Consider the following 13,019-nt stretch of genomic DNA (forward strand, 5'->3'; position numbering starts at 1 on the left):
GGAGATTATGGAGAGGAAAATAGGTTTTGGACAAGCGCTTAAATTATATTGGAAAAACTATGTTAACTTTACTGGTCGGTCCCGTAGAAGCGAATATTGGTTTATGGTATTATGGCATATTATTTTCTTGTCGCCTGCAATTGTAATAGGATTTACAGGTCTTTTTATGCTTTTAGCAAGTGCTTCTGGGACTGCTGATTCTACAATAGGGCTAAGCGTGCTTTTATTACTATTAAGTATAATATATGCGTGTATTTATTCTATAGCTACGTTTATCCCGAACTGGGCCATATTAATAAGAAGGTTCCATGATACAGGTAGAACAATGGTCATGCCGTTAGTTTATTTGGGAATCTCATTGATTGCTAATGTGGTTAATTTTGTTATTGAGAAAAATGATCCGAATGAAACAAATATAATAACTAGTATTATTCTTATTGTCTTTGGATTGCTTAATCTAGGATTAGGTATTTATATGATTGTCATTGCATGTTTGGATAGTGAAAGAAAAACCAATAAATATGGCAGTAGTCATAAATATGGGCAACATATTCAATCTTCAGACCATACGCAAAGTAATCACTCAAATTCATTCAATACTGAGACTGTTCAAAATGATGACCGTCATTCACAACAATTTAAACATGATGTTAAGACATTTGATGAAAGTAAAAAGCAAGAAAACAAACAAGATGACTTTAAATATTAAAGTATAGTTAGTTATGTATTTGAATATAGAAATAAGGATAGGAGTCTGAGACATCCATTGATGTCTCAGACTCCTATCCTTATTATATAATACTAAAATTACTAATCAATATATGAAAGTTTGGGGTGTGTTTTACCTAATAAGTCATGTAATGACTTATATCTTTGGAATAGTAGTTCATATTGTTTTACTTTTTCTGGTTCTGGCTGTTTACGATAATATATAGGTTGCTTCATTTGTTGCACAGTTTCTTTTAATGATGCATATGCACCACCTACATTTGCACCTAACATTGCAGCTCCTAAAGCAGTAGCGTTGCTTGAATCAATGACTACAATTTCTTTATTAAGTATGTTTGCATAAATTTCAACTAAGAGATTGCTCTTAATTGGAATGCCACCAGCAGCATATACCGTGTGCACCGGAATATTATTATTTTCAAATTGTTGCATAATCATTTTAGTACCAAATGCAGTTGATTCGATATGGGCACGATAGATCATTTCATAAGGTGTCTGTAAAGTTAAGCCAAAAATACTTCCAGTTAAATGACTATCGCTCAAAATACTACGATTGCCGTTATGCCAATCAAGCACTGTAACATGTTGCTCGTCAATGGCTATTTCGCTAGCAAGTTTTTCTAAGTATTCAAAAATAGAAAATCCTTGTTGTTCAGCTTGATCTACAATTGCTTTTGGTGCGAGTTCTGCAACGTAATTGAATAAATCACCCACTGCAGCTTGTCCAGCTTCATATGCATATAATCCAGGGATAATTGCATCTTTTACAGAACCAGTTATCGCAGGAATAGGTTGCTGTTTAGGGTCTAACATAAGGTGGCAAGTACTTGTCCCAATTACTGGCGTAAATTCACCTTGTTCGATTGCACCTACGCCTAATACACCTGAATGAGCATCAATGATATAAGGTGATATTTCAACATTGGCAGAGAGGCCCCACAATTGTTGATAAAATAAACTCAGATTACCGGCACTTTCACCGATATGTACTACAGGGGCTTCGCATTTGTTTTTTACAATTTCAGGTAGCTCTGGGTCTACAGCTTCAAAAAAATCATAATTAAAGCCATCTTTTTCATTATAAAAGCCTTTAAAGCCAATGCCACAATTTGAGCGAATATTTTTATCGGTAAGTAAACTTACAAGGTAATCGCCCGCTTCCATTATATAAGAAGTTTGGTTTAATATTTCGGGCGCTTTATGTTTAACTTCTAATATTTTTGGTATCATCCATTCACTGTTAACACTATGTCCGTAATAATCCAACCAGGATGGATTTATTTCATCGCTGACTTCTTTCATTTGTGTTGCTTCATCTTGTGCACCATGATGTTTCCATAATTTCACATAAGAATGTGGGTTATCTTGTAATTCAGGGTTAAGATGTAATGGTTTGAAGTCTTCGTCTAAGAACACAATTGTGCAGCTTGTAAAATCAATGCCGATACCAATAACAGAATCTAGTTTAATATTACTATCGTCTAATACATGTTTAACGCCTTCTTCTAAAATTGAAGTATAGTCTTCAGCATGTTGTAAAAAATAGTTATGTGGTAAGGGGTTACCGTTTAAAGATTCGGAGATGGTGCCATGTGAATATTCTTTTATATAGGTAGAGATAATTTCTCCATTAGATGTATCCACTAAAAACACTCTACCTGAAGCGGTGCCATAATCGATGCCGATACTATAAGTCATGTTGCTATGCCTCCTATTTTTTATTGGTGAACAATAAGTATGAAGTCCTTATTTAAGTTTATGATAGTGCTTACATTATTTAATGTAAAGCTAAGGACATTGTGAGTTTTATTGAGTGATACATTTTGTTGAAAATAAATGTTATACCTTTATAAAATTTAATATTTAAAATGTATGTGTAATAGAATAAATGGTATGATGTGACTAAAGTAATTTCAAAAGAGAGGGGCCCGTATGTCATGTCATTACTTATTGAACATGTCACGAAAAAATATAAAAATTTTACTGCTGTGAATGATATTTCACTTTCGCTAGAAAAAGGAAAAATGTTAGGTTTTTTAGGTAGAAACGGAGCAGGAAAGACAACAACCTTTAGAATGATTTTGGGGTTAACGCCAATTACAGAAGGAAAGATAACATATAATGATAAAGTAATTGATAGATCATTATATAATCGTATTGGTTATTTACCTGAAGAACGTGGTTTACATCCTAAGATGAAAGTGGAAGATGAATTGCGGTATTTGGCTACGTTAAAAGGCATGAAGTCAAGAGACATTACTGAAGCAATTGATTATTGGCTAAATCGATTTAACATTAAAGAAAATAGAGAAAAGAAAATTGAAGCTCTCTCTAAAGGTAATCAACAAAAAATTCAACTTTTAGCAAGCATGTTACACAAGCCGGAATTATTGATCTTAGATGAACCATTTAGTGGACTTGATCCTGTAAATGTGGAATTACTGAAATCTGCAGTTCAAGATTTAAATGATGAAGGAACAACAATTATTTACAGTTCACACCGTATGGAGCATGTCGAAGAACTTTGCGATAACGTCTGTATTTTAAATAAAGGGGAACTTGTTGTTTCAGGACCTATTGATGAAGTGAAATCAAATCATGGTCATAAACGTGTAGTTATTGAGACAGAACATCAAATGCCTGAAATCGATGCTATTACAGGGGTGATAGATGTAGAAAGAAATAAACGAGAAATTAAAGCGACCATTGAGTCAGAAATGATTGCGGAAAAAATTTATGATGTTGTTACGCGGTATGGCTTTGTTAAACGTTTCCAAGTTGTAGAACCATCACTTAATGAAATCTTTATAGCAAAAGTAGGTGATATTCATGAATAAATTTTGGGCTACATTTTCGCTAACTTATAAAAATAAAGTGAAAGCTAAATCATTTATGATATTCACGGCTGTAGTGATAATTCTAATGCTTGGCGCATCAAATATTAATAAAATTATTGATTTATTTGATGATGGTCCAGATAAAGTTGGGGTAGTATCGTCTAATGATGAAATTTATAAAGTTATAAAGTCTCAGGGACATCAACTGGATGAAGGCGCGAAATTTAGTAAAGTATCTGAAAAACAGGCTAGATCACAAGTGGAAAGCGAAAAATTAGATAAAGCTTATATCATTAAATTAAATGATAATAGAAAGTTATCAGGTAAAATTTTAAGTAAAGATACTGTTTCAGAGCAAGATAAACAAAAATTAAAGGCAACACTATCGACGATTCAAACTCAATTGGTAGCTAATAGTCTAGATTTATCTGAAGGAGAACTAAAGCAATTACAAGCCCAAAGTGATGTCTCCTCGGAAGTAATTGCTAATAATGCTAAAAGTTCGAATCTAAGCGAAGCGCAAAAAGGTTTTAATACTGCAATCGTTTATCTTGGTATTATGCTCATGTTCTTCATTATATTTAATTACGCAAGTCAAGTTGCAATGGAAATTGCAACTGAGAAAACGTCACGTGTCATCGAAATGATTATCACAAGTGTATCGCCAGTAACCCATCTCTTTGCTAAAATGGCGGGGGTAATTGCAGTAGCATTAACACAAATTAGTATTTTTGTAATAGTAGGCGTGATATGCTTCTTAACGTTTGACATCAGTGATATGTTACAAGGATTTAAAGTAGAACCCAATGAACTAACACTTCAATTAGCTATTGTAGGTTTTGTATCGTTGATTATAGGTATTTTTTCATATATAATTTTAGCCTCAATCCTCGGGTCAATTACGTCCCGTATTGAAGATATTAATCAGGCATTAATGCCTATGACATTAGTTAGTATGATTGCTTTCTATATCTCATTATTTAGTGTGATGAATCCAGATACATTGCTTGTGAAAATTGTGAGCTTTATTCCGCTTATGTCACCCTTTGTTATGTTTGTTAGAGCATCTACACCAGATGTTGCGACTTGGGAAATTGTGGTTAGTGTAGGCTTGTCAATCATAACGATATTTGTATTATTATGGATTGCAGTACGTAGTTATAAAGATACAATTTTAAGTTTTGATAAAGGTTTTGTGAGTTCGATGAAACGCATTTTTAATAAAAAGAATTAATAAAATAAAATAAGAAGCTAGAGCATAAAATGTTCTAGCTTCTTAAATTTATTTATCCGTATCTAGTAGCTTTAACTCAGATAATATTGAAATAATCGAAAATACATGAAAAATAGAAAAAACTATAACAATTTTCAATATTGTTTGATAAAATTCAACAATAGTATAGCTAATTATTTGTATAAATTGTTACAATATAAGAGACTTATGTTATAGATGCGAAATTTTTTATATACATACCAATTGATAACTTAATATATTTAACTGGTTGTTTAAATCATAATTTATGGTTGAGGGAAGCGTGAATTATGAAAGAAGGCATACAGTCAAATAGCGCAATGATTAAAGGGTGTGTAACAGTATAGTTTGACTATAAGCGATTTTAGTTATTATTTTCGTAATAGTCCTATATACAATGAAGTCTTTAAATTGCCAAATAATACACTTGATGCCCTCAAGTTTTGCAATTTTTAGCTTGCATTTGAAATTGATGTTTTATTCATGACAACACCTATCGCTATTAAACGAACTGTGATGGGTTTGAAAGGGAGTAATTGAGGATGTTTGCAAAAGTAGAAAGTCAAAGTAATGGTATTGATTTGATTAAAATTGATAATGAAGACACGAAAATAGTTTTCACAAACTATGGTGCCAGAATTGTTTCATGGAAGTATGACGATAACAATATTGTGCTAGGTAATGTAGTTGAAGCAGATGAGTTTTATATTGAAAACCCTTATAACTTTGGTGCTACTGTTGGAAGATACGGTGGTAGAATTGCAAATGCAACATTTGAACTAGATGGTAACAAATACAATCTTGAAGCCAATAACGGCCCCCACAATATTCACGGAGGTCCAAAGGGTTTAGATAAACGCTTTTTTGATTACAAAATTGAAGAGCAAGTTGGCCAAGTTAAAGTGATTTTTACTACAGTTATAAAAAGTGAAGACGACTACTTTCCAGGAGATATAGATTTAGAAGTCGTTCACACTTATGATGTTGATCATAAATGGACGATTGAATACAGAGCTATATCTAATAAGAAAACGTTGTTTAATCCTATGAATCATGTATACTTCAATCTTAATAGAGACAACAATGTTATTGATAATCATAGTATTTCAAGCTCTAAATTAGATATGTATACATTGGATGAAGATAATATTGTAGAGAAGAAAGAGCCGATTGACTTAGTAGATATATTTAATGAACAAAACATCCAATTTAAGGATATTTTTAATAGTGAAGATGCATTAGTTAAAGAACAAATGGAACGTTTTGGTGGCGTAGACCATCCGTTCGATATAGGTGGCAATGAGATGACTGTAGAAAACAAACATTTTTTGCTAACTGTTAAAACAGACATGCCTAACATTGTTATATTCACATTTAATGATACAACAGGTTGGCAAAGTGACTTCAATATTTATAAAGCGCACTCTGGCTTTACTTTAGAAACGCAATGTATTCCGAATGATATCAATTTATTTGGAGATAAAGCGCCATCTATATTAGAGGCGAATCAGCCATATTACTCTAAAACATCATATAAAATTTCAGAGAAATGATATAGTTTACGATGAGTCGTGATTGGTATATTAAGGTATTTTACCTTAGTCTATAAATCAGAAATAGGGAGTGAGTGTTAGAAATCAAATGTTATATTTGATTTCCGGCCCGCTCCCTTAATTATTTTTTAGCTTTTTCAGCTCGTGTTAAAAATCTTTCTAGTTTTGATATTCTTTCTTCTGTTAAATGTGGGTTTTTTAAAGCATATGTTAAGCGCTCAATATTTTTATTATCAATATAATAGATTTGATTTAAGTCAAAAACTGAAAGTAATGTTTCGTTATTGGCTTGTTTAATTAACTCTAAATTTGAATCTTCTTGAACATAACCTTCTTTTAAAACTCTAAAATAAAAACCAGTTTTTCCAGAAGTGGACATACGCTTAATTAAATTGGGAATTTTATACTTTTCTTGAATTTTCCAACATGGCTCTCTAATCTCTGAAACTTCTAAGACCGCATTGCCTAATTTGAATTGGTCTCCAAAATGTACATCTTTTTCGTCCAAATCAGAGACAGTGATATTTTCGCCAAACATCGCATATTCTGGAAGTACTGACACATCTTGTTCCCACAGTGAATAATTTTTCTTACTGTAAAGACAAACAGCTTTATTAGGCCCACCGTGATCTTTATATTCTTGTTCATCTTCAACGAATCCAGTCTTTGATAGCCACATGCTACCGGCAAATTTCTTTTTATTTAAAGCTGAGCGCATTGGTCGTTTAGTACTATAAGGTAAATCTTCAACTTTACCTGTTGAGATAGCTTCTAAAGTATAAATCATCATTTTGTACCTCCAGATAGTTAATAACTATAATTTTAAAACAATATAATGAATATGCAAGTAAAGATATAATTTACTCTAGAAAATGGTTTTTGAACTATGTATTTTAATGAATCTCATGTACAATAAGGATAAAAGTACAGTATAAAAAGGGGAAGCATTATGGATAAGAAACAGTTGAAAATAAGTACATTTAATGATGCATTAGACCAAATCAAAGACGGTATGGTTGTTGGAATTGGCTCTGGATCAACAATTGAATTGCTTGTCCCAAAAATTGCAGAGAAACTGGAACAAGAACAAATTAATATAACTGGTGTTTGTACCTCCAATAAAACAGCATTAATTGCGAAAGAATTGGGAATACATGTGGTTGATGTTAATGATGTCGAAGTAATTGATATTGCTATTGATGGCGCTGATGAGATTGATAACAACCTGAATTTGATTAAAGGTGGCGGCGGCGCTTTATTTAGGGAAAAAGTCATTGATGCCATGGCTGATAGATTTATCGTTTTAGCGGATGATAGTAAATGTGTGGATTATCTTGGACAAACGTTTAAATTACCTGTTGAAGTTGATAAATTTAATTGGTTGCTCGTGTCTAAAAAAATAAAAGCATATGATAATTTAAAGGTCATACGTCGCATGGTAGATGATGTACCATTTATTACAGACAATGGTAATTATATATTGGATGTTGATTTAAATGAAAATATAGAATCTGCCGAAATGCACGAATATTTAATACATCTCGTAGGCGTTTTAGAAACAGGGTATTTCTTAGATGTTGCAGATCAAGCAATTATTGGAACGAAAGCTGGAGTTAAAATTATTAATAAATAATTTTTGTCTCTCACTTCACTTAGTTTTAATAATAATAAAGATTAAAATTGTTCGTGTACTTAATGCTTGATTAAAGATGGTCATAATATATAAAAACATGAGCTAAGACATTAATGTCTTAGCTCATGTTTTTATATATTAACGACGATGACCACGTTTACTCTTTAAATCAAATGGTGAGCGTTGGTTACTGTTGTCATTGTCGCTTGGGTTGTCATCTTGTGCTTTAGTCTCTTGCACATTCGTGTCATGTTGACGCAGTGATGCATCTTTAGAGTTTGGGTGTGCTTTTTCTGTTGATGCTTCAACAGCACTATTAGTATGACCATTTTTATTATTATTATCTTCTTGTGGTTCGTTATGATGTGCCATTGCATCAGATTCTCTTGAATCAGAAGAAGGTGTATTTTCTTTAATGATATTAGCATGGCTATTATCTTCTTCTGTATCAATTGTGTTCTCTTCTGTATCAATTGTGTTCTCTTCTGTATCAATTGTGTTCTCTTCTGTATAGTTAGAATCTGCTGTTGTGTCATCGTTAGTATGATTTTGTACTGCTGTTGTCGAACCGTGTGCCACGGAGTCGTCTGAGATTGATTGTTGCTGATTGTTCTCATTTTGATTAATCTCATTTACAGTAGTAGAGTTATCATCTTGATGTTCTCTATCCTTAACGTCATCAGTATGATTTTGATTATCTTCATTAACATGATCAAGGTAATTGTTTTCTTCAACTTCATCTAAGTTTCGTTTCGTGAAGAAATAAAGAATTACACGGATGATTAGATTAATTAAAATGTATACAACTGCTACCGCAACTGTAGACAATGCAATTACTTTCATAGCAAAAACTTCACCTAATTCTTCATTAAATAAGAAGACAAGGCCAAATGACATTGACGCATGGAAAATTGTTGCGATATAAACTGTACGTCCTTTTGTAGCACGAATCAATTCCCCAGCAATCATTGAAAAGGCAAACGAGTAAAGGAAACTATAAATTGCATAATCAAAACTAAAGGCAATATTAACGTTCCATATAGAATACATAAAACCAACGATAATAGAGGCGAAAAATGTATTCATTTTGTTTTCAACGATATTTTGTAAGTATGAACGGAAACCAAGTTCCACAAAGAATGCCATTACAATTTGTCCAATTATGATAGAAAGAATTGAAACAGACAAGTCTTTTGTTTGTAATAGAACAAAACTATCAGCAAAGATGTTAAAACTTACCATAGCAATGATAAAAATAAGTAATGGTAACACAAGTGCTAAAATGACACGTTCGATTACTTTTAAATCAATAGTGAGTTTTAAGCTCGCTAATTGCGTACGCTTTTGTTTGAAAACGATAAGACAAATTATAGTAGCAATTAATGGCGCTAAGGTACTCATGTCAAAGACAAAGCTCTTAAATGGTACTGTACTTTGAAAATCTTTAAGTATAATCGGTAATGCATAGGCTATAATGAAGAAAATAAATATCATCATTGCCCATTGAAAACCAGGTATACGTTTTGTATTCATTATGTAACCTCCAATAGGGTTTCGGAAAATCATTCGTTCTTAATTATACATATTTATAGTCGAGAAATAAATTAAATTAAAGATTTATCATTGAAATGTAATAGTTTTACATTATCTAACATCTAATTGAAATAATTTTTGACAAATTTTTAAATTATCATGTGGGCAATTGGGTAAAGATAATTATAAATTGAATTGGTTAAAATGTAAGCGTATACTTTAAGTGGTAGTTAAGTAATTAAAGGAGGAGAATTATGTATAAACTAGCACAACGTGATCTTTGGACAGGCAGAATAGATAGTGAAACAGATGAATCGCAATTTAGACATTTTCAAACGATACAGTTTCGCAATATTGAGGACGACTACAATGAAACACGTCAAGGTGTAGGTTTATTAGGCTATGCAGTAGATAAAGGGGTCGAACTTAATAAAGGCAGAACAGGTGCTAAAGATGGGCCTGATGCAATTAAAAAAGTGTTTGCTAATTTACCAGTAACTAGAAAATGTAACGTATATGATTATGGTAATGTAGAACATGACCATCAAACTTTAGAAGAAACACAAGAAGAGTACGCCCATTTCGTAGCCAAATCGATTAAAAGACATAAGCAAACATTCCTGCTAGGGGGTGGACATGATATCGCATATGCGCAGTATTTGGGAACACGTGAAGCTTATCCAGAAGCATCGATTGGTGTTATCAATATAGACGCTCATTTTGATACGAGAGAAGCAGAAGGTTCCACATCTGGTACAAGCTTTAGGCAAATATTAGAACAGGACGAAAATGTTGATTATCTTGTATTAGGTATCCAACAAGGCGGTAATACACAAGCATTATTTGATTATGCTGAAACTAAAGGTATCGGTTATGTTTATTCGGAAGAATTACTGCATCAAATCTCTCCTCCAATTAAGGATAAAGTAGAACGTTTTATTCATGATCATGATGTCATCATGTTTACGATATGTATGGATGTTATTGATAGTGCATTTGCACCAGGTGTAAGTGCTAACGGTGTTCTAGGCTTATTTCCACATGTTGTACTCGAACTATCAAAACGTATTATACCGAATGAAAAAGTTTCAACAATAAGCATTGCTGAAACTAATCCTAAATATGATGTCGATAATAGAACAGCCAAATTATCAGCAAATTTCTTCCACCATTTTATTCTTTAAAATTCCAATAGTTTATACATTGGTCAATGAAAGAAAGCACGCGTTCAGAGTGCTTTCTTTTTTTTAGATAATTGATGTAAATAGAGCGACTTAACATCGGACGAATATCTATTGCATCTAAGTCTCGTGCGTTAAAAGATTGATAATAAACGCGTGGAATAATTGCATAGCCCAATCCTCTATGGACAAAGTTGGTTGCCGCTTCGAAGCGATCAGCTTCAATAACTATATTTGGATGCATATTCATTCGGTTAAAATAGTCATCAAGATGTTTACGCACTTGGGAACCTTTCGTAGGCAAAATAAGCGGTAAAGACGTAATTGATGTCGTTCGTTTATATGGAAATGCATTTTTTGGTGTGATTAATACATAAGACTCTTCATACAATGGTATGGAAGTTATATCTTCATGAATGATTTGCTCGTTTGTGAAAGCGAGATGATTTTCGAAATTAATAAGTAATTCTATAATCTTAGTCTGATCATGAATTTCTGAAATTAGATAGGTCTGGTCTGCGTTGTGCTTTTTATGTGTTGCCAACACTTGAGAAATCCATTGATTTGTAGATTCTAAAATAGAGATTTTGATTTTAGGCACATGTCCCATATTGAGATCATACATTTTCTCAATTGTTTGATGATAATTTTGTATGAGTTGTAAAGCATAGTTATAAAAATGGATACCTTTTTCGGTGATTTTAATATCTTTAGTAGTTCGCGTAAATAGATCATAACCTAAGTCTGATTCCATCTTTTTTATCGTAGTAGTCAGTGATGGCTGACTAATATGTAAAAAATTAGCTGCTTTCGTAAAGCTATTGTATTTTACTACTGCTACAAAATATTCTAATTGAACAATCTTCATATCTTAAACACCTCTAAAATTTTATTTATAGTTTTAAGTTATTAATAATTAGTTTATTTATATTGGTAGTCTATATAATAACATACTATACTGTGAAATATAGAGGGAGGCGTACTTTCATGTAAGGGGCGTGAAGTACATGTGGAAATTTTTCGTTTATAGTCTTATTGGTATTATATTTTTCTTTGTACCAATTACTATTAGCGGTCAATCAACGATTATGATTGATCATATCGTACAGTGGATATCGAAATTGCTTAATCCAATTTTACCGTACTATGTATTGATTTTAATATTGATTGGAGCAGCACATCCATTTATCAATAAGAAATGGAATAAGTCTAAAACAGATATAGTCTTTAGTTTATTTAAAGTCATAGGGGTATTAATTGCTTTTATGGTGGTATTTGATTTTGGGCCTGATTTTGTATTAATAGAAAGTATTGGACCATTTTTATATGAGAAGTTGGCAATACCTTTAAGCGTATTAATTCCTATAGGTGCAATATTCTTATCCTTTTTAATAGGATTTGGATTACTGGAATTTATTGGTGTTATTTGTAGACCGATAATGAGACCTATTTTTAAAACTCCAGGAAAATCAGCTGTAGATGCTGTTGCTTCGTTTGTAGGTAGCTATTCGATAGGTTTATTAATTACAAATAAAGTATATAAAGATGGGGGATATACGCACAAAGAGGCAGTAGTAGTTGCAACTGGGTTCTCGACGGTATCTGCTACTTTTATGATTATCGTAGCAAATACATTAGGTATTATAGAATACTGGAACCTTTATTTTTGGTTTACTTTAGCAGTGACTTTTATTGTGACTGCAATAACGGTACAAATCCCACCTATAAGAACAGAAAAGACAACGACGTATCAAGGCCAACCGTACAAAGAAGAAATTCGTAGAGATATGCCATTATTAAAAGAATCATGGTTAGAAGCTAAGATAGCTGTCAAAAATTCGCAAACTTTGATAGAAAATGTAATAGAGAATTTGCGTGACGGTGTAGTAATGACGATTGCTATTTTACCATCTATCATGTCGATAGGATTTTTAGGATTAATCATCGCGGAATATACACCAATTATTGAATATATTTCTTACATTTTTTATCCGATTATAAGTATATTTCCTGTAAGTGACGTTGCGGTTTTAGCACAATCTTCAACAATCTCTATAGTAGAGATGTTATTGCCAGCAGCAATAGCTCAAAGTGCAGATTTAGCGACAAGATTTACAGTGGCAGTCATGAGTGTTTCAGCCATTATATTCTTTTCAAGTGTAGTGCCAGTAATTCTATCGACGGAAGTTAAAATATCAGTCGGTAAACTAGTAATAATATGGTTTGAAAGAGTGATATTCACATTGCTTATTACTATTCCATTTGCATTATGGATATTTTAAACAAAGGAAAATTTTATTA

11 protein-coding genes are annotated in these 13,019 nt (G+C 32.3%); 7 read left to right on the plus strand and 4 right to left on the minus strand.

Going from position 1 to position 13,019, the window contains the following annotated elements; genetic code table 11:
• Nucleotides 1-7: 7 nt before the first annotated feature.
• A complete protein-coding gene (locus tag ACW5YJ_RS04675; protein ID WP_017723205.1) occupies nt 8-709 on the plus strand; it encodes a DUF805 domain-containing protein in 702 nt (233 codons plus the stop codon).
• A gap of 101 nt (nt 710-810) precedes the next feature.
• On the opposite strand, the gene ACW5YJ_RS04680 is transcribed toward ACW5YJ_RS04675, so the two are convergent.
• Complete coding sequence (locus ACW5YJ_RS04680; protein ID WP_457338541.1) at nt 811-2,427, minus strand: ribulokinase; 1,617 nt, start codon at nt 2,425-2,427, stop codon at nt 811-813.
• A 239-nt stretch (nt 2,428-2,666) separates the two neighbouring features.
• Here ACW5YJ_RS04680 and ACW5YJ_RS04685 point away from each other — a divergent pair, with 239 nt between their 5' ends.
• The 3 genes from ACW5YJ_RS04685 (at nt 2,667) to ACW5YJ_RS04695 (ending at nt 6,371) form a co-directional block, all read left to right on the plus strand.
• On the plus strand, nt 2,667-3,566 hold the full coding sequence (locus tag ACW5YJ_RS04685) for an ABC transporter ATP-binding protein (protein WP_119614532.1): 900 nt from the start codon (nt 2,667-2,669) through the stop codon (nt 3,564-3,566).
• Nucleotides 3,559-4,800, plus strand: a complete 1,242-nt coding sequence (locus ACW5YJ_RS04690; RefSeq protein ID WP_017722828.1) for an ABC transporter permease — start codon at nt 3,559-3,561, stop codon at nt 4,798-4,800. Before ACW5YJ_RS04685 ends, ACW5YJ_RS04690 begins: the two co-directional genes overlap by 8 nt.
• Before the next feature lie 560 nt (nt 4,801-5,360).
• Nucleotides 5,361-6,371, plus strand: a complete 1,011-nt coding sequence (locus ACW5YJ_RS04695) for an aldose epimerase family protein (protein ID WP_107551825.1) — start codon at nt 5,361-5,363, stop codon at nt 6,369-6,371.
• 121 nt (nt 6,372-6,492) lie between these two features.
• Here the strand turns inward: ACW5YJ_RS04695 and ACW5YJ_RS04700 are convergent, their stop codons facing one another.
• Nucleotides 6,493-7,158 carry an MOSC domain-containing protein gene (locus ACW5YJ_RS04700; protein WP_135092051.1) on the minus strand — a complete coding sequence of 222 codons (666 nt, stop codon included), beginning with the start codon at nt 7,156-7,158 and terminating at the stop codon, nt 6,493-6,495.
• A 159-nt stretch (nt 7,159-7,317) separates the two neighbouring features.
• On the opposite strand from ACW5YJ_RS04700, the gene ACW5YJ_RS04705 reads away from it, so the two are divergent.
• Nucleotides 7,318-8,004, plus strand: coding sequence for a ribose 5-phosphate isomerase A (locus tag ACW5YJ_RS04705; protein WP_182477201.1), 687 nt, complete (start codon nt 7,318-7,320; stop codon nt 8,002-8,004).
• 138 nt (nt 8,005-8,142) lie between these two features.
• On the opposite strand, the gene sdpC is transcribed toward ACW5YJ_RS04705, so the two are convergent.
• The gene (gene sdpC, locus ACW5YJ_RS04710; RefSeq protein WP_135091799.1) at nt 8,143-9,537 is read right to left on the minus strand and encodes a peptidoglycan release complex CPBP-like subunit SdpC; all 1,395 of its coding nucleotides are present in this window, start codon (nt 9,535-9,537) and stop codon (nt 8,143-8,145) included.
• A gap of 254 nt (nt 9,538-9,791) precedes the next feature.
• Here sdpC and hutG point away from each other — a divergent pair, with 254 nt between their 5' ends.
• A complete protein-coding gene (gene hutG / locus ACW5YJ_RS04715) occupies nt 9,792-10,721 on the plus strand; it encodes a formimidoylglutamase (RefSeq protein ID WP_107551827.1) in 930 nt (309 codons plus the stop codon).
• Here hutG and ACW5YJ_RS04720 read toward each other — a convergent pair.
• Nucleotides 10,711-11,586, minus strand: coding sequence for a LysR family transcriptional regulator (locus tag ACW5YJ_RS04720; RefSeq protein ID WP_017722834.1), 876 nt, complete (start codon nt 11,584-11,586; stop codon nt 10,711-10,713). The two genes, hutG and ACW5YJ_RS04720, sit on opposite strands and share 11 nt — an antisense overlap.
• A gap of 139 nt (nt 11,587-11,725) precedes the next feature.
• On the opposite strand from ACW5YJ_RS04720, the gene ACW5YJ_RS04725 reads away from it, so the two are divergent.
• The gene (locus ACW5YJ_RS04725; protein WP_017722835.1) at nt 11,726-13,000 is read left to right on the plus strand and encodes a YjiH family protein; all 1,275 of its coding nucleotides are present in this window, start codon (nt 11,726-11,728) and stop codon (nt 12,998-13,000) included.
• Nucleotides 13,001-13,019 lie beyond the last annotated feature (19 nt).

The organism is Staphylococcus sp. mip270_02 (assembly GCF_054031535.1).